The sequence below is a fragment of the Aeromonas media genome (assembly GCF_020423125.1).
Classification (GTDB): Bacteria; Pseudomonadota; Gammaproteobacteria; order Enterobacterales; family Aeromonadaceae; genus Aeromonas; species Aeromonas media.
Genome location: NZ_CP075564.1, coordinates 3,013,324 through 3,031,552, shown reverse-complemented (window position 1 = coordinate 3,031,552; position 18,229 = coordinate 3,013,324). Strand labels below are relative to the sequence as shown.

The following is an 18,229-nucleotide window of genomic DNA, read 5'->3' as shown; positions in this document are numbered from 1 at the left end:
GTGAGCCGTCTGCGGCATGTGTTGCCATGGACAACGGTCAGCGCCCCTTCTTGGGAGCTGGACGGTCGCCTGCGGCACAATGCAATGGCGGGCGTCCGGCTCCTTGCTTGGGGCGGTAGTGTAGAGGAAAGGCGGGCGTTTGTCTTGACGCCGAGGCCTGTCCAGCCACAAAAAAACGGCTTTTTTTAGCGGTGAAACAGGGGTGGGGAAGCGAGCGGCTAAAAGGGCAGCAGGCCCTGGCGCGCGCGATCGTTTTCCCCCGGCCAGGGGGCCATCTCCTGACCGAGCAACCGACTGACCTGACGGGCCAGCTCCGGGGCCCGGGCGTTGTCGGCGGTATGGATAAAGAGGTAGAGATCCTTCCCCTCTGCCAGCCATTGCTGCCAGCGGGGCAGCCAGGAGGGCAAAAACGGGTGATTGTCCTCGGGATGAGGCAGGCCGATAAGGCGCACCACAGGGCTGTTTGCGGTGGCTAGCAGGTGCACCGGGAGCCTCGGCTTCTTGCCCTGGGCATCGACGAGGGCCGGCGTGGTGGCAGGCACCGAGAAGAGCGGTCGGCTGTCGAGCATGATGCGGTTGATGCCCCTGTCCATCAGCAGGCGGTTCAGGGCCCGCTCCGCCTCACCTTTGGCGAAGAAGTCGGGGTGGCGCACCTCGAGGGCATAGGTGAAATCCGGCGGCAGGCTCTCGAAGAAGGCGGCGAGGCGCGGCAGGCCGGCGGGACCGAAGCGGGCCGGCAGTTGCAGCTTGAGCAGCCCCAGTTGCCCGTGCAGGGGCGCCAGCAGGGCGATGAAGGCCGCCACCTGCTTGCCGGCGCTCACCAGATCGCTCTGGTGGCTGATTTCTTTCGGAAACTTGAAGCTGAAGCGGAACTGGGGCGGCACCGCATCGGCCCAGCGGCGCACCGTGTCCGGGGTGGGGGAGGCGTAGAAGGTGGTGTTGCCCTCCACGGTATTGAACACCCGGGCATAGTGGGCGAGGTGCTCGGCGGGTCTGGCGCCCACCCCCAGCAACTGGCCGGGCCAGGCCGGGTGTGACCACTGGGGCAGACCCAAATAGAGGCTCATGTCGGTTCCTGTCTGCGGATTTATGCTGTTTTGCTCCCCTTTTTACGCCAGGACAACAAAAAACAGGGCAAAGGGGGCTGCGGGCCATTTTACCCAAATGGGGGTTTTCCTCTATAATGCCAGCCCTTTTGTTTGCCAAATCGTTGTGACTCACGGGGTTGTGCGCCTAAGGTGGCGATGACCTGGGTCACAAGGTTGCCAGACAACGACGCTTGCCGATGTTCTCGCCTCGCGCGTCGACCCCTCGACGGGGCACTCGGCGCGAGCCGGCATTGGCGGCAAGTATCCGGTTCGGGGAGCCGGATGATATGAGACTGATTTCAAACCGGGTAAGAATCCGAATCTGGCCAGCTGTGAGACAGACGGTGCTTGCCAGTCGTGCCCGGCGACCCAAGGTGAACCGTCTCTCTACCATTTCGAAGGAAGAAGTCCATGCGCTCTATCTATTGCGGACAGGTCAATGAGGCCCATGCCGGGCAGACCATTACATTGTGCGGTTGGGTCCATCGTCGTCGCGATCTCGGCGGCCTCATCTTTATCGACATGCGCGACCGGGAAGGGATCGTGCAAGTCTTCTTCGACCCGGACAAGCCGGACGCCTTCGCCCTGGCCTCCGAGCTGCGTGGCGAGTTCTGCATCCAGGTGACCGGCGTGGTACGTACCCGTCCGGACTCCCAGCGCAACAGCGACATGGCCACCGGCGCCATCGAAGTGTTCGCCCACGAGCTCACCATCATCAACCGTGCCGAGCCGCTGCCGCTGGACTTCAACCAGGTCAACAGCGAAGAGATCAGCCTCAAGTATCGCTACCTGGACCTGCGTCGCCCCGAGATGGCCAAGTACCTGAAGACCCGTGCCAAGGCCAGCGCCTTCGTGCGCCGCTTCATGGACGAGCAGGGCTTCCTCGACATCGAGACCCCCATGCTGACCAAGGCGACCCCGGAAGGGGCCCGTGACTATCTGGTGCCGAGCCGGGTGCACAAGGGCAAGTTCTACGCCCTGCCGCAGTCCCCGCAGCTGTTCAAGCAGTTGCTGATGATGTCCGGCTTCGATCGCTACTACCAGATCGTCAAGTGCTTCCGCGATGAAGACCTGCGTGCCGACCGCCAGCCGGAATTCACCCAGATCGACGTGGAGACCTCCTTCATGACCGCGCCCCAGGTGCGCGAAATCATGGAAGAGATGATCCGCAAGCTCTGGCTGCACATCCTGAACGTGGATCTCGGCGACTTCCCGATCATGACCTTCGACGAGGCCATGCGCCGCTTCGGCTCCGACAAGCCGGATCTGCGCCTGCCGATGGAGCTGGTCGATGTGGCCGACCTGCTGACTGCGGTGGAATTCGCCGTGTTCGCCGGCCCCGCCAACGATCCGAAAGGCCGCGTGGCAGCCCTGAAAGTCCCGGGCGGCGCCGAGCTCTCTCGCAAGCAAATTGACGAGTACACCAAGTTCGTCGGCATCTATGGCGCCAAGGGCCTGGCCTGGATGAAGGTCAACGAAGCCGCTAACGGCATCGAGGGCGTGCAGTCTCCGGTGGCCAAGTTCCTCACCGACGAGATCGTGCGCGAGATCCTGGCCCGCACCGGCGCCGCCGACGGTGACATCCTCTTCTTCGGTGCTGACAGCAAGAAGGTGGTGTGCGACGCCATGGGCGCCCTGCGCCTGAAGGTGGGCCGCGATCTGGGTCTGGTGGAGAACGTCTGGAAGCCGCTCTGGGTCATCGACTTCCCCATGTTCGAGGAAGATGGTGAAGGTGGCCTGGCTGCCATGCACCACCCCTTCACTGCCCCGAGCAACCTGGGTCCGAGCGAGCTCAAGGCCAACCCCCTGGGGGCCTATGCCAACGCCTACGACATGGTGATCAACGGCTACGAAGTGGGTGGCGGCTCTGTGCGTATCCACAACAGCGAGATGCAGTCCACCGTGTTCGACATCCTGGGGATCACCCCGGACGAGCAGCGCCTGAAGTTCGGCTTCCTGCTGGATGCCCTGAAGTACGGCACCCCACCCCATGCCGGTCTGGCCTTCGGTCTGGATCGCCTCAGCATGCTGCTGACCGGTACCGACAACATCCGGGATGTGATCGCCTTCCCGAAAACCACGGCAGCTGCCTGTCTGATGACGGATGCCCCCAGCTTCGCCAACCAGGCCCAGCTGACCGAACTGGCCATCGCCACCGTTGCCAAGGCCGATGCCAAGGCTGACGCCTGAGAAGATTGAAGAACGGGTCGCCATGCGACCCGTATCCCATTGATTTCACATTATAACGGAGAGTTTTTATGGCAGGTCACAGCAAATGGGCCAACATCAAACACCGCAAGGCGGCACAAGACGCCAAGCGTGGCAAGATCTTCACCAAGCTGATCCGCGAAATTACCACCTCGGCTCGCCTCGGTGACGCGGATCCCGCCAACAACCCGCGCCTGCGCGCGGCGGTCGCAGCTGCCCTGACCGGCAACATGACCCGTGACACCATCAACCGTGCCATCCAGCGTGGCGCCGGTGGTGGTGATGGCGAGCAGCTCGAGACCATCGTCTACGAAGGTTACGGCCCGGCGGGCTCCGCCGTCATGGTGGAGTGCCTGACCGACAACCGCAATCGCACCGTGGCCGAAGTGCGTCACGCCTTCAGCAAGTGCGGTGGCAACCTGGGCACCGACGGCTCAGTGGCCTACCTGTTCAGCAAGAAGGGTCTGCTGACCTTCGTGGGCGTGGACGAAGATGCCCTGATGGACGCGGCCCTGGAAGCGGGCGCCGATGACGTGGTCACCGAAGAGGATGGCTCCATCGAGGTCTACACCACCCCGAACGATTTCGGCACAGTGCTGGACGGCCTGGAAGCCGCCGGCTTCAAGCCTCAGAGCGCCGAAGTGACCATGATAGCTTCCACCGAAGCCGAGCTGGACGCCGACACCGCCCCCAAGCTGATGCGTCTCATCGACATGCTGGAAGACCTGGATGATGTGCAAGAGGTCTACCACAACGGCTCCATCTCCGACGAAGTGGCCGCGCTGCTCTGATCGCCAGATAGAAGACCAGGGGCACCACCAGGGTGTCACCTCCGACCAAACGGCAGCCAAGGCTGCCGTTTTTTTATCACCTGCCCCCTCTTGCCCCCTTTCCTTTGCTGCCCTTAATGCCCGCTTAAGTTTGACTTTCTAGTATCACCTGGTATCCGGGCCGATCTGGCCATGATCCACCGTCTGCTCGGGAAGAGGGGCGGGGGAGCGGGATGCCCACAACGGAGCCCCCATGCAGGGTCTCCAGATCACTGGTTTGTCGGAGTCTTCTTATGCGCCTCACTCTGGGAGTGATGAAGGTCAACCTGTTGCTGGTGTTGCTGTTTGCACTGGTGTTCAACTGGCCCATTTTCCTGCACTTTTACCGTATTCTCACCGCGCTCGAGCATGTGAAGGCGGGGTTTGCCCTCTCTATCCCCCTGGTGCTGATTGCCGCCCTCAATGCGGTCTTCCTGCCGTTTACCTTCCGTTATCTGCTCAAGCCCTTCTTCATCCTGCTGATCATGACGGCCTCTCTGGTCAGCTACGCCATGCTGAAATACGGGATCATCTTCGATGTGGGCATGGTGCAGAACATTCTGGAGACCAACAGCGGGGAGGCGACCTCCTATCTCAATGCTTCAGTGGTGCTCTGGTTCCTGCTGACCGCGGTGTTGCCGGTACTTGGTCTGCTGTGGATCAAGGTGGAGTACCCAACCCCCTGGTACAAGGGGCTGGGTCTACGACTCGGTTCCATCGCTCTGTCGCTGCTGTTTCTGGTGGGCGTTGCCGCCCTCTATTACCAGGACTATGCCTCGGTCGGGCGCAACAACCACTCCATCGTCAAGGAGATAGTCCCCTCCAACTATGTGCGCGGCCTCTATCGCTACGCCCGGGATATTCTCTTCGCTACCCCTGTCCCTTATGAGCCGATAGGCACAGATGCCAGGGTGGTCGCCAAGAGCGACAAGCCGACTCTGATGTTTCTGGTGGTGGGGGAGACAGCCCGCAGCCAGAATTACTCCCTCAACGGCTACCAGAAACAGACCAACGGCTTCACCATGAAGGAGCCGGACCTTGTCTCCTTCAGGGACGTACGCTCCTGTGGTACCGCCACCGCGGTCTCGGTGCCCTGCATGTTCTCCAACCTGACGCGCCGTGAATACGACGAGACCCTGGCCAAGTCCAGAGACGGCCTGCTGGACGTGCTGCAGCACGCCGGAGTCTCCGTGCTGTGGAAGGAGAACGACGGCGGCTGCAAGGGGGTGTGCAATCACGTGCCCACCCTGGAGATCGAGCCCAAGACCTTCCCCGAATACTGTGAAGGGGATTCCTGCTATGACGAGGTCTTGCTGCAGGGACTGGATCAGCAGATCGCCGGGATGAAGGGCAAGCAGGGCAGCAAGCTGGTCGCCTTCCACCTGATGGGCAGCCACGGCCCGACCTACTATCGCCGCTACCCGGCCGCCGACCGCGTCTTCTTGCCGGACTGCCCGCGCAGCGACATCGAGAACTGCAGCAACGAGGAGCTGGTCAACACCTATGACAACACCATAAGGTACACCGACAAGGTGTTGTCCCAACTCATCGACAAGCTCAAGACCCTGGAGAGCCAGTACAACGTGGGGCTGGTTTACCTGTCTGATCACGGGGAATCCCTGGGCGCCATGGGACTCTATCTGCACGGCACTCCCTACAAGTTTGCCCCGGACGATCAGACCCGGGTGCCCTTGCTGACCTGGTTCTCTCCCCAGTTGCAGCGTGACCGCCAGCTGGACCAGGACTGCCTGCGTCAGGAGGCGGGCAGCAAGCGCTTCTCCCACGACAATCTGTTCCACTCGATGCTCGGCATCATGGATGTGCAGACCCAGGCTTATGACGGCAAGCTTGACCTGTTCAAGCCGTGTAGGGCGGGGTAAACCGGCGAAAACAGACCAATAAAAACGGCAGCCACTGGCTGCCGTTTTTATTGATGCAAGGAGCTGGGTTACTTCTGCTCCATGATGATCTGCAGCAGATCTCCCTCCAGCAGGGAGCGCTTCACCAGCGCGAAACCGCCGATGGTGGGCTGGTTCTGGAAGCGGGCCTTCACGATGGGCAGACCACGGTGAAAGCTCGGCAGGGACTGGTGCTCGACGCAGCGGCGGATGGCCGGGATCAGGATCTCCTCGGCGGCGGTGATTTCGCCGGCGATCAGCACCTTCTGGGGATTGAACAGGTTGACCGTGATGGCGATGGCCCGGCCCAGGTGTTCTCCCACGTTCTCGATCACGCTGCGGGCCAGCTCGTCACCGGCCATGGCCGCCTTGCACACCTCCTGGATGGTGATGTGCTTCTCCTGCAGCGAACTCAGATGGCCGCGGCTGATGAGCTCCTTCACCTTGTCGACGATGGCCTCGTTGGAGGCGATGGTCTCGAGGCAGCCGAAGTTGCCGCAGTGGCAGCGCTTGCCGAGCGGCTCGACCTGGATGTGGCCGATCTCGCCGACGTTGCGGTTATGACCGAGGAACACCTGCCCCTTGGTGATGATGCCGGAGCCGGTGCCTTGGTGCACGCTGACCAGGATGGAGTCCATGCAGTCGCGAGATTCGCCGAAGAAGTGCTCCGCGAGCGCCAGGGAACGGGTGTCGTTGCCCACGTAGCAGGGGAGGTTGAAATGGTGCTCCAACAGCTTGGCTAGGCCGAGATTGCGGATCTGGTAGGTGGGGGTATAGATGACCATGCCGGATTCCGGGTTGACCAGACCCGGCATGGTCAGCGCGATGCTGATGAGGTTGCGGCTACGCTCGGTATTGGCATCGATGAAGGCGCCAATTTCCCGCAGCAGCATGTCGACCACGGGTTGCTGCTCGATCTCGGTCACCTGGGTGATGTGCTGATCGAGCTCCTTGCCGTCGAGATCGTACAGGCTAAGTTGCAGGTAGCCGCGACCGAGCTTGGCGGAGACAAACTGAAAGCGATGCTTGATGGTGGTCAGGGAGATGGCGCGTCGTCCGCCGGTTGACGCCTGGGGCGAGGTCTCCCTGATGAGGCCATGCTCGATCAGTTGCCGGGTTATCTTGGTCACGCTGGCCGGTGCCAGCTGACTCAACTCGGCAATTTTGACCCGCGAGATGGGCCCCTGCAGGTCAATGAGTCGATACACGACGGCACTGTTCACCTGCTTGATAAGATCTACGTTTGCTATTTGTCCGCCAGTCATAGTGTCACTGTGTTGTGTAGTGTCCGTTAACCACGGTCCCGCAGACCGTGAAGGCCTGATCAAAGACGGTGAGGTTGGCAATTTTTCCGACCTGGATACTACCGAGACGTGAGTCCCATCCAATGGCGCGAGCGGGGTAAAGGGTGGCCATTCTCAGTGCTTCATCGAGCGGTAATCCGACCTGTTTGACCAGATTCTCCACCCCTTCAATCATGGTGAGGGCGGAGCCGCCGAGTGTACCATTCTCATCGACGCACTGACCATCGCGGAAATAGACGGTTGCGCCACAAAAATCAAACTGTTCAAAGCCTTCCGGTGCCCCGGCCGCAGCGGTGGCATCGGTGACCAGCACCAGTTTCTCGCCGAGGATCCTGTGTGCCAGGCGCACGTTGGCCCAGTGCACGTGGTGGCCGTCGACGATGACGCCCGCATAGACATCCTTGCGATCGTAGATGGCGCCTACCACGCCCGGCTCGCGACCGTTGAGGGTCGGGGTCATGGCGTTGTAGAGGTGGGTGGCAAAGCGCATGCCGTTGTCAAACCCGGCCATGGCCTGGTCATAGCTGGCGGCGGTGTGACCGGCGGAGACCAGGATGCCGGCCTCCACCAGGCGGCGGATGTGCTCCGGCTTGTTGCGCTCCGGCGCCAGGGTGATCTTGGCGATGGCGTCGCTGTTGGCGCAGAAGAAATCGATCATCTCGTCGACGGGCTGGCGGATCTGCTCCGCCGGGTGTATGCCCTTGCGCTTGAGGTTGGTGTAGGGCCCTTCCAGGTGGACGCCCAGCACCTCGTTCGGATGGGCGGCCATGTAGTCGCGGGTCACCGCTACGGCCAGCTTCATGTCTGCATCCGGACTGGTGATCAGGGTCGGCAGGAAGCTGGTGGTCCCGGATTTGAGGTTGGCCGCCTGCATGGTGGCCAGCGTCTGGGTGGTGATGTGGCCGTTGAACATGACGCCGCCGCAGCCGTTGAGCTGCACGTCGATAAAGCCGGCGCTGAGGTTGGCGCCCTTGAGATCAATGCGCTCGATGCCGGCGGGCAGCTCGGCCAGGTGGGAGATGGCGACAATCTTGTCGCCCTCGATCAGTACGCCGTGGCCGGTCAGCACGCAGCTGCCGGTATAGAGGGTGCAATTAGTCAGTGCGTACATGACGGCTCCTTACAAACGGTCGATGTTGGCGGCTTCCAGCTGCTGGAAGTAACGGACCGTCTTGACTTTCAGCTCCATGGTGGAGGGCTCGTCGCACACCATCATGCCCTTGGGATGCAGTTGCAGGGTGGAGATGGTCCACATGTGGTTGACGCAGCCTTCCACCGCGGCCTGCAGGGCCAGCGCCTTGGCGTGACCGGTCACCAGGATCATGATCTCCTCGGCATCCATCAGGGTGCCGACACCCACAGTCAGCGCCAGCTTGGGCACCTGCTCCATGTCGCCACCGAAGAAGCGGGAGTTGGCGATGCGGGTATCTTCGGTCAGGGTCTTGACCCGGGTACGGGAGGCAAGGGAGGAGGCCGGCTCGTTGAAGGCGATGTGGCCGTCGTTGCCGACGCCGCCCATAAACAGGTTGATCTTGCCATAGGACTTGATCTTGTCCTCATAGCGCTTGCACTCGGCCACCAGATCCTCGGCATTGCCGTTGAGGATGTTGATGTTTTCCGGGCGAATGTCAACCTGGTTGAAGAAGTTGTTGTGCATGAAGCTGTGGTAGCTCTCCGGGTGCTCCTTCGGCAGCCCCACGTACTCGTCCATGTTGAAGGTCACCACGTGCTCGAAGCTCACCTCACCGGCCTGGTGCAACTCGATCAGGCGCTTGTAGGTCGTCAACGGCGTGCCGCCGGTGGGCAGGCCCAGCACGAAGGGGCGATCGCTGGTCGGTTTGAACGCATTGATGCGGTCAACGATGTAACGGGCAGACCAGAGACCCACCTGGCTGGCAGACTTCAACGGGATCAGGCGCATTCTATATACCTCAGAACGGTTGCCGCACAGGATTGACGGCAAGGGACCAAACACGGATTCAAGTTGTTTTATAGCGTAAATAAAGATTGCGAACTAAGCCACATCTATCCGCTACCTTTATCTCTGTTGAGTGATAATGATCACGAAAGTTGGTTTATTAATTTGCGAAGCGAAATAAAACAAATAGACTGCCAATCAAGCCTTGATGGCTTATGCGTCGAACGTGATAAGCACTTAATTTCTAGAAAAACATCAACTAAGGAGAGGAACCGTGAACATTCTCGGTTATTTGCAAAAGATCGGCCGTGCCCTGATGGTGCCGGTAGCGGTATTGCCTGCCGCAGCGATCCTGATGGGGATTGGCTACTGGATTGACCCTAACGGTTGGGGTGGCGAAAGCGCGCTGGCGGCTTTCTTGATCAAGGCGGGTGCCGCCATCATCGACAAGATGGCCATCCTGTTTGCCGTGGGTGTCGCCTATGGCATGTCCAAGGATAAAGACGGTTCCGCCGCGCTGGCCGGTCTGGTCGGCTATCTGGTAGTGACCACCCTGCTGAGCCCGGGTGCGGTCTCGCAGATCCAGCAGATCCCGCTGGATCAGGTCCCTGCTGCCTTCGGTAAAATCGAGAACCAGTTCATCGGTATCTTGACCGGTGTCATCGCTGCCGAGCTGTATAACCGCTTCAGCGGTGTCGAGCTGCACAAGGCACTGGCCTTCTTCTCCGGCCGTCGTCTGGTGCCGATCGTGACCTCCGTTGTCATGATCGTCGTCTCCTTCATCCTGATGGCTGTCTGGCCGATTATCTATGGTGGCCTGGTCTCCTTCGGTGAGTCCATCGTCAGCATGGGCTCCACCGGTGCCGGCATCTACGCATTCTTCAACCGTCTGCTGATCCCGGTGGGCCTGCACCACGCCCTGAACTCCGTGTTCTGGTTCGACGTGGCCGGCATCAACGACATCCCGAACTTCCTGGGTGGCCAGTCCTCCATCGACGCCGGCAAGGCTGTCGTGGGCGTGACCGGCATGTACCAGGCTGGCTTCTTCCCCATCATGATGTTCGGTCTGCCGGGTGCGGCACTGGCCATCTACCACAGCGCGAAGAAAGAGAACAAGGAGAAAGTTGCCTCCATCATGATCGCGGCCGCCTTCGCCGCCTTCTTCACCGGGGTGACCGAGCCGCTCGAGTTCTCCTTCATGTTCGTGGCGCCGGTGCTCTATGTCATCCACGCCCTGCTGACCGGTCTGTCCGTGTTCATCGCCGCCAGCATGCACTGGATCTCAGGCTTCGGCTTCAGCTCCGGCTTTGTTGACATGTTCATTCAATCGCGCAACCCGCTGGCGACCCAGTGGTACATGCTGCTGGTACAGGGCCTGGTGTTCTTCGGCCTCTACTACGCCATCTTCCGTGCCGTGATCGTCAAGTTCAACCTGAAAACCCCGGGTCGTGAAGATGACGAAGCCGTGCCGGTACAGGCTCAGACCACTGACCGCACCGAGCTGGCTCGCCAGTATCTGGAAGTGCTGGGTGGCCAGGACAACCTGGTGACCATAGATGCCTGCATCACCCGTCTGCGTCTGACCCTGAAAGATCGCAGCATCGTCGACGAGCGCAAGCTCAAAGCCCTGGGCGCGGCCGGTGTGGTCAAGCTCGGTGAGCAGAACCTGCAGGTGATTCTGGGCCCCTTGGCCGAGATCATCGCCGGTGAGATGAAAGCCCTGCGTTAATCGAGCGCCTCGCTCACCTCAAGTCTAAGTCCATTGTTGACATAACTAAGGGCCCCGCTCAGGGGCCCCATATAAAAAAAGCCAAGAAAATCCAACCTTTACTTCAAATGAGAGCAGCAGTTATGAACTTGAAACATTCTCTGTTAGCCATTGCCATGTCTACCGTTTTCGTCAGCCAGGTACAGGCAGCCGATGCCGCCAAGCAAGCCGTGGTCGATTCCCTCGCCAGCAATCTGGTCGTCAAGTACGAAGTCGTCACCAATGATGGTGCCGGCGCCGGTCTCGACTGCCAGGCACTGGGTTCCGAGTGGGCGAGCTGCGGTGTCGCCAAGCTGCACCTGACCAATACGGGTGCCGACGTTACCTCCAAGGACTGGAGCATCTATGTCTCCTCCATCCGCCGCATCCAGCGGGTGGACAACGACCAGTTCACCATCACCCACCTGACCGGCGACCTCTATCGTTTGACGCCAACCGAGAAGTTCCAGGGCTTTGCCAAGGACGCCACGGTCGAAGTGCCCCTGGTGGTGGAGTACTGGGTATTGTTCGAATCTGACATCATGCCGAACTGGTATGTCGCCAGCGAAGGGGCCGAGCCGAAAGTGCTGGCCAGCATGAGCAACATCGACGATGCCACCACCTACGAGAAGCCGATGCCGGCCGACGGCTGGAAGCGCACCAAGGATGACAACAACATCCTGATGAACAGCGAGACCCGTTTTGCCGCCAACCAGACCAGCACCTTGCTGCCTGCCGGCAAGATTGACGACCAGATCCTGCCGAGCCCGATGAAGCAGGTGGTCAAGGCCGGTCCCCAGGTCGACTTCTCCACCATCAAGCTCAATGCCCTTGATCTGCCAAGCGATCGCGCCGAGGCCCTGAAGGCTCAACTGACCAAGCTGGGTGTTACCCTCTCCGACACCGGCTACCCGGTCACCATCAAGCTCGGCAGCAAGCTCAAGCAGGCCGAAGGCTACGACATGACCATAGGCGCCAAAGGCACAGTGGTGCAGGGTCATGACATCGACGGGGCCTTCTGGGGTGCCCAGTCCCTGATCTCCCTCTTGGGGGTTGACGACAAGCTGGTGAGCCAGATGAGCATCGAAGATGCGCCGCGCTTTGAATACCGCGGCATGCAGACCGACGTGGCCCGCCACTTCAGAAGCCCGGAGACCATGAAGAAGCTGGTTGACCAGATGTCTGCCATGAAGCTCAACGTGCTGCACCTGGGGCTGACCAACGATGAAGGCTGGCGCATCGAGATCCCGGGCCTGCCGGAGCTGACCGACGTCGGCAGCCAGCGTTGCCACGACGAGTCCGAAATCAAGTGCCTGATGCCGCAGCTCGGCTCAGGTCCCACCAGCGACAACCAGGGCTCCGGCTTCTACAGCAAGGCCGACTACATCGACCTGGTGCGTTACGCCAAGGCCCGCGGCGTGACCGTGATCCCCGAGATCAACATGCCGGCGCACGCCCGTGCCGCCGTGGTCTCCATGGAGGCGCGCTACAAGCGTCTGCTGGCGGAAGGGAAGGAAACGGAAGCGAACCAGTTCCGTCTGACTGACCCGGATGACACCTCCAACGTCACCTCGGTGCAGTTCTACGACAAGATGTCCTTCATCAACCCTTGCCAGCCAGGTGCTGCCACCTTCGTGGCCAAGGTGATGGATGAAGTGGCCCAGATGCACCAGGCCGCCGGCCAGCCGCTGACCGCCTGGCACTACGGTGGTGACGAGGCGAAGAACATCATGCAGGGCGGTGGTTACCAGGACCCGGCCGTCACCAAGAAAGAAGAACTGGTGGCCTGGAAGGGCAACGTCGACTCCAGCAAGCAGGACAAGCCGTTCGGCAAGTCCCCCCTGTGCCAGAAGATGATCGACGATGGCAAGCTCAAGGACGTGGCCGAGCTGCCTGTCCACTTCGCCAAGGAAGTGAGCGAGATGGTCAAGGGCCATGGCTTCTCCACCCTGCAGGCGTGGGAAGATGGTCTGAAGTACGCCACGGACGCCAGCGTGTTCGCCACCGACAAGACCCGGGTCAACTTCTGGGAAACCCTCTACTGGGGTGGCTTCAACGAGGCGATGAAGTGGGCGCACAAGGGCTATGACGTGGTGCTCTCCAACCCGGACTACCTCTACTTCGACTTCCCGAACGAGGTACACCCGGCCGAGCGTGGCTACTACTGGGCGACCCGTTTCAACGACACCCGCAAGGTGTTCGCCTTCGCTCCGGAAAACCTGCCGCAGAACGCCGAGACCTCGGTTGACCGCGACGGCAACGCCTTCGTGGCCAAGGGTGACCAGGATCCGGTCAAGTTCAAGGGGATCTCCGGTCAGCAGTGGAGCGAGACAGTGCGCACCGACGCCCAGTACGAGTACATGGTCTACCCGCGCATCTTCTCCGTGGCCGAGCGCGCTTGGCACAAGGGTGGCTTCGAGCTGGATTACGTGAAGGGTCGTGAGTTCTCCGGTACCACCAAGCACGTCAACAAGGCCACCCTGAACAAGGAGTGGAACCAGTTCGCCAACCTGCTGGGTCAGCGCGTGCTGCCCAAACTCGACCAGGCCGGTGTGGAATACCGCCTCTCGGTGCCTGGCGCCAAGGTGGTGAACGGCAAGCTGGAAGCGAACGTGGATCTGCCGGGTCTGCCCATCCAGTACAGCCTGGACGGCACCAACTGGACCGCCTATGACGCCGCGGCCAAGCCGAGCGTGACAGGCAAGGTCTGGCTGCGTACCACCAGCTTCGATGGCAAGCGCACCAGCCGCGTCACCGAGCTGAACTGATAGTCCTCAATCCATAACGCAAGGTGGGTCGCAAGACCCGCCTTTCCCAAGACCGATAGGTCATCGGCTTTGGGAAAGGTTGACTGTGCGTGTGAACCTTTGTTGTGTGTGTATTGTCTGTTTTTCATCACTTGTGACCCCGCCTCGTGCGGGGCTTTTTTTAGCCAGGGTTCAGAGGGGCTCCCGCTGTTTCCCGTTTTTAGCACGCCAATGGCCCGGATTAGCCAAATTCAGGTTGAGGCAGGGCGCGTAATGAGGGATCATATCCGGCTTGACGGCGGGGTGATGAGGGTGCCAACCGGCACAACTTCCGCCAGTGACGCATTTTTGAGGTGAGCCATGAGCGAGGCGAGCAGCCCAACCAACTTTATCCGTCAGATCATCGATGAAGATCTGGCCAGCGGTAAGCACAAGAGCGTGCATACCCGTTTTCCGCCGGAGCCGAACGGTTATCTCCATATCGGCCACGCCAAGTCCATCTGCCTGAACTTCGGCATCGCCCGTGACTATCAGGGCCAGTGCAACCTGCGCTTCGATGACACCAACCCTGCGAAGGAAGACATCGAGTTCGTGGAGTCCATCAAGCAGGACGTACAGTGGCTCGGCTTCCAGTGGAGCGGCGAGATCTGCTACTCCTCCGACTATTTCGACAAGCTGCACGGCTATGCCATCGAGCTCATCGAGAAGGGTCTGGCCTATGTGGACGAGCTTTCCCCCGAGCAGATGCGCGAATACCGCGGCACCCTGACCGCCCCTGGCAAGAACAGCCCGTTCCGCGATCGCAGCGTGGAAGAGAACCTGGCGCTGTTTGCCAAGATGAAGAGCGGCGAGATGGCCGAAGGCAGCGCCTGCCTGCGCGCCAAGATCGACATGGCATCCCCCTTCATGGTGATGCGCGATCCCGTCATCTATCGCATCAAGTTTGCCCACCACCACCAGACCGGTGACAAGTGGTGCATCTACCCGATGTATGACTTCACCCACTGCATCTCGGACGCCCTGGAGGGGATCACCCACTCCCTGTGCACCCTGGAGTTCCAGGACAACCGTCGCCTCTATGACTGGGTGCTGGACAACATCAGCATCGACTGTCACCCGCGTCAGTACGAGTTCTCTCGTCTGAACCTCGAGTACACCGTCATGTCCAAGCGCAAGCTGAACCTGCTGGTGACCGAGGGGCACGTCAGCGGTTGGGACGATCCGCGCATGCTGACCGTCTCCGGGCTGCGTCGCCGTGGTTACACCCCGGCCTCCATCCGCGAGTTCTGCCAGCGCATCGGCGTGACCAAGCAGGACAACATCGTCGAGATGAGCATGCTGGAAGCCTGCATCCGTGACGATCTCAACGAGAACGCCCCCCGTGCCATGGCGGTGCTTCATCCGGTGAAAGTGGTCATCGAGAACCTGGCCGCCGATGAGGTGCTGACCGCACCGGCGCACCCGAGCAATGCCGAGATGGGTACCCGCGAGCTGAACTTCACCCGCGAGATCTTCATCGACGAGGCGGACTTCAAGGAAGAAGCGAACAAGCAGTTCAAGCGGCTGGTGCAGGGCAAGGAAGTACGCCTGCGCAACGCCTACGTCATCAAGGCCGAGCGGGTCGAGAAGGATGCGGACGGCAAGGTCACCTGTATCTACTGCTCCTACGATCCCGAAACCCTGGGCAAGGATCCGGCCGATGGCCGCAAGGTGAAGGGCGTGATCCACTGGGTCAGCGCTACTCACTCCCTGCCGGCCGAGATCCGTCTCTACGACCGTCTGTTCAAGATGCCGAACCCCGGTGCCGAGGACGACTTCGAGGCGGCGCTCAACCCGGATTCCCTGGTGATCATCGCCGGTGCCCGGGTCGAGGCGTCCCTCAAGGACGCCAAGCCTGAGTTTGCCTACCAGTTCGAGCGTGAAGGGTATTTTTGCGCCGACAACAAGCTCTCAAGCCCGGAGCACCTGGTGTTCAACCGCACCGTGGCTCTGCGCGATGTCTGGGGCAAGGCCGAGGCCTGATGGCTGCCGTCTGACAGGCAGAGGGCAGGGGAGACCCTGCCACTCTGGTCCGGATTGCGGACACAAAAAAAGCCAGCGTGATGCTGGCTTTTTCATGGCTGCTCGCAGCCGACGGCGTTATTCGTCGTGTTTGCAGTCACCGTTCACGCAGTGACCATAGAGATAGAGGCTGTGGTTGGTCAGGCGGATATTGTGGTGTTTGGCGATGTCGCGCTGACGCTGCTCGATCACCTCGTCAGAGAACTCGATCACCTTGCCACAGTCGAGGCAGACCAGGTGGTCGTGATGCTCCTGGGTCGCCAGCTCGAACACCGACTTGCCCCCTTCGAAGTGGTGACGGGTGACGATACCGGCATCATCAAACTGGTTGAGAACGCGATAGACGGTAGCGAGACCAATCTCCTCACCCTGATCGATCAGCCGTTTGTACAGATCTTCCGCACTGGTGTGCTGGCAGTCCGGCTGTTGCAGGATTTCCAGGATCTTGACGCGGGGCAAGGTGATCTTGAGCCCGGCCTTTTTTAACGCTTGGTTGTTGTCTGCCATATTCTATTTATTCGCATTCTCGAAGGTGTGGTTATTCTGATTGACTGCCGCTGGAATGGCAACCACGAACTCGCTTGGCCTGTCATTATAGGTCGTAGCCAAGTCAAAAATAAACCCAGTAATTCAAGGGGTTTAGCACATTTCCCCCCTCTGGAAGATTAATCTGGCCAGCCCGGTTCAGGCTTGCTCGGCGAGGGAATGTTGATACTATGTCACTTCTCTATAGTCTGGTCGGATGAGATCCATGGATTGGCTTTTTGACAACGCGGCCTGGGTGCGCCATGCCCTCAACGCCTGGCCTCCGTTCTGGGGTGCTGGCATCAAGATAGAAACATTGAGCCCTGATTTTCGCTTCTGTCGGGTCACCCTCAAGTCCCGCTGGTGGAACAAGAATGCCAACCGGACCCAGTTCGGCGGCAGCATGTTCGCCATGACGGATCCCATCTATCCGCTGATGCTGATGGGCCATTTCAAGAACCGTTATTACGTCTGGGACAAGGCGGGCAGCATCAATTTCATCAAGCCTGGCAAGGGGATGCTGGTGGCGGAGTTCAACCTGACCGACGCCAAGCTGGCATCGATCGTGGCGGCGACCGAGGGGGGCAACAAGCATTTCCCCGAGTTCGAGGTGCAGGTGCAGGACAAGCGGGGCGAGCTGGTGGCCCAGGTCAGGCGCACCCTGTATGTGAAACCCAAGCCGGAGCACAGGACGCCGGGTCAGGCTGCATCGACCATGAAGGAGTAAAAACAACAAGGGCCCCAGAGGGGCCCTTGTTGTCAGAGGAGGGAGATTACTCCAGCTCGCTCAGACACATCTCTTCGTGCAACTGCTTGCACCAGCCCTTGACGCGCTCGGCAGTCAGCTCCGGCTGGCGATCTTCATCGATGCCCAGACCGACGAAGTGCTTGTCATCTACCAGTGCCTTGGAGGCCTCGAACTCGTAGCTCGCGGTTGGCCAGTGGCCGATGATGATGGCACCTTTGGCTTCGACGATGTCACGCAGGGTGCCCATGGCGTCGAGGAAATATTCGGAATAGTCTTCCTGATCGCCGCAGCCGAAGATGGCAACAAGCTTGTTGTTGAAGTCGATCTCTTCCAGCTCGGGGAAGAAGTCATCCCAATCGGCCTGGGCTTCGCCGTAGTACCAAGTCGGGATACCGAACATCAGCAGATCGAAGCTGTCGATGTCGGCCTTGCTGCTCTTGGCAATGTCACGGACTTCAATCAGTTGTTTGCCCAGTTCTTTCTGGATCATCTTGGCGACAGCTTCGGTATTACCGGTATCGCTGCCGAAAAACAGACCTACACTAGCCATAGTGTTTAGTTACCCGTATCTGGTTAATGCTTAACGGTTCAGATTGCGATGCCTGCTGCATGCGCAGACTCAATCTGTTGCTTCAGGATAGATTGGATCAGCTCGGCTCGGCTGACGTTCTGTTGTAGCGCAAGTTGGTTCAGGCGCTCCAGCAATTCGGCCTCCACCTTTAACTCGACCCGTTTCAGGCCGTTCTCCCGATCGCGCTTGAGCTGGTTGCGCTTGTTGATCTTGAGTTGGGTCTCACGGGGGAGTGGATTGGTCTTTGGCCTGCCGGGGCGCTTCTCAGTTGCGAACAGATCCAGTGTTGTTCGATCAGTTTGCTGTTTGGCCATACATCACAGATGAAAAGTAGTTAGCCGATCCCTGAGCCTTCCCAGCCCATTTCGATCAGCCCCTTGGCGACAAAACCCGCGCAACCCAGAAACAGAACCAGCCAGACGATGAGACGACCGAAACGGGGCACGTTGCCGCGTTTGAGAACGTCGTGAATGGCCAGACCAATCAGCAGGAAGATGGCCACGAAGAACAGCTTCAGGCCCAGACTCTCGATCAGATCGATGTGTTCACTCAGCATGGATTGCGCGCACTCCTTATGAAGGGCGCACTATATCACAAAGGATTTG

General features: G+C 60.1%; 15 protein-coding genes. 7 read left to right on the top strand and 8 right to left on the bottom strand.

Going from position 1 to position 18,229, the window contains the following annotated elements:
• Positions 1-218: 218 nt before the first annotated feature.
• The gene (locus KI797_RS13860; protein ID WP_226169734.1) at positions 219-1,067 is read right to left on the bottom strand and encodes a DUF72 domain-containing protein; all 849 of its coding nucleotides are present in this window, start codon (positions 1,065-1,067) and stop codon (positions 219-221) included.
• A gap of 432 nt (positions 1,068-1,499) precedes the next feature.
• Here KI797_RS13860 and aspS point away from each other — a divergent pair, with 432 nt between their 5' ends.
• From aspS to KI797_RS13845, 3 genes are all read left to right on the top strand, one after another.
• Entirely contained in the window at positions 1,500-3,278 is a 1,779-nt protein-coding gene (gene aspS / locus KI797_RS13855) for an aspartate--tRNA ligase (protein WP_005325692.1), read from the top strand.
• A 68-nt stretch (positions 3,279-3,346) separates the two neighbouring features.
• Positions 3,347-4,087 carry a YebC/PmpR family DNA-binding transcriptional regulator gene (locus KI797_RS13850; RefSeq protein WP_005325689.1) on the top strand — a complete coding sequence of 247 codons (741 nt, stop codon included), beginning with the start codon at positions 3,347-3,349 and terminating at the stop codon, positions 4,085-4,087.
• A gap of 272 nt (positions 4,088-4,359) precedes the next feature.
• A complete protein-coding gene (locus KI797_RS13845) occupies positions 4,360-5,985 on the top strand; it encodes a phosphoethanolamine transferase (protein WP_005325688.1) in 1,626 nt (541 codons plus the stop codon).
• Between the two features lie 68 nt (positions 5,986-6,053).
• Here the strand turns inward: KI797_RS13845 and nagC are convergent, their stop codons facing one another.
• Genes nagC through nagB form a run of 3 tightly spaced genes read right to left on the bottom strand, consistent with a single transcriptional unit; the run spans position 6,054 to position 9,228 of the window.
• Positions 6,054-7,268, bottom strand: a complete 1,215-nt coding sequence (gene nagC, locus KI797_RS13840; RefSeq protein ID WP_041206154.1) for a DNA-binding transcriptional regulator NagC — start codon at positions 7,266-7,268, stop codon at positions 6,054-6,056.
• A gap of 4 nt (positions 7,269-7,272) precedes the next feature.
• Positions 7,273-8,418 (bottom strand): N-acetylglucosamine-6-phosphate deacetylase, encoded by a 1,146-nt coding sequence (nagA, locus tag KI797_RS13835; protein ID WP_005325686.1) that lies wholly within the window; start codon positions 8,416-8,418, stop codon positions 7,273-7,275.
• Between the two features lie 9 nt (positions 8,419-8,427).
• Entirely contained in the window at positions 8,428-9,228 is an 801-nt protein-coding gene (gene nagB / locus KI797_RS13830) for a glucosamine-6-phosphate deaminase (protein ID WP_043131581.1), read from the bottom strand.
• A 271-nt stretch (positions 9,229-9,499) separates the two neighbouring features.
• Here nagB and nagE point away from each other — a divergent pair, with 271 nt between their 5' ends.
• The 3 genes from nagE to glnS all read left to right on the top strand — a co-directional run bounded on the left by nagE (position 9,500) and on the right by glnS (position 15,741).
• Positions 9,500-10,954, top strand: coding sequence for an N-acetylglucosamine-specific PTS transporter subunit IIBC (gene nagE, locus KI797_RS13825; RefSeq protein WP_226169733.1), 1,455 nt, complete (start codon positions 9,500-9,502; stop codon positions 10,952-10,954).
• 122 nt (positions 10,955-11,076) lie between these two features.
• Positions 11,077-13,740 (top strand): beta-N-acetylhexosaminidase, encoded by a 2,664-nt coding sequence (locus tag KI797_RS13820; protein WP_226169732.1) that lies wholly within the window; start codon positions 11,077-11,079, stop codon positions 13,738-13,740.
• Positions 13,741-14,079: 339 nt separating this feature from the next.
• Positions 14,080-15,741 (top strand): glutamine--tRNA ligase, encoded by a 1,662-nt coding sequence (gene glnS / locus KI797_RS13815; protein WP_226169731.1) that lies wholly within the window; start codon positions 14,080-14,082, stop codon positions 15,739-15,741.
• Positions 15,742-15,858: 117 nt separating this feature from the next.
• Here glnS and fur read toward each other — a convergent pair whose 3' ends face one another.
• Positions 15,859-16,287, bottom strand: coding sequence for a ferric iron uptake transcriptional regulator (fur, locus tag KI797_RS13810; protein ID WP_005325677.1), 429 nt, complete (start codon positions 16,285-16,287; stop codon positions 15,859-15,861).
• Positions 16,288-16,531: 244 nt separating this feature from the next.
• On the opposite strand from fur, the gene KI797_RS13805 reads away from it, so the two are divergent.
• On the top strand, positions 16,532-17,032 hold the full coding sequence (locus KI797_RS13805; RefSeq protein WP_005325675.1) for a DUF4442 domain-containing protein: 501 nt from the start codon (positions 16,532-16,534) through the stop codon (positions 17,030-17,032).
• A 46-nt stretch (positions 17,033-17,078) separates the two neighbouring features.
• Here the strand turns inward: KI797_RS13805 and fldA are convergent, their stop codons facing one another.
• The 3 genes from fldA to KI797_RS13790 are packed head-to-tail and all read right to left on the bottom strand — an operon-like array spanning position 17,079 to position 18,180.
• On the bottom strand, positions 17,079-17,603 hold the full coding sequence (fldA, locus tag KI797_RS13800; protein WP_005325673.1) for a flavodoxin FldA: 525 nt from the start codon (positions 17,601-17,603) through the stop codon (positions 17,079-17,081).
• A 38-nt stretch (positions 17,604-17,641) separates the two neighbouring features.
• Positions 17,642-17,938, bottom strand: coding sequence for a LexA regulated protein (gene ybfE, locus KI797_RS13795; RefSeq protein ID WP_005325670.1), 297 nt, complete (start codon positions 17,936-17,938; stop codon positions 17,642-17,644).
• A 20-nt stretch (positions 17,939-17,958) separates the two neighbouring features.
• On the bottom strand, positions 17,959-18,180 hold the full coding sequence (locus KI797_RS13790; protein WP_005325663.1) for a DUF2788 domain-containing protein: 222 nt from the start codon (positions 18,178-18,180) through the stop codon (positions 17,959-17,961).
• Between the last annotated feature and the right edge of the window lie 49 nt (positions 18,181-18,229).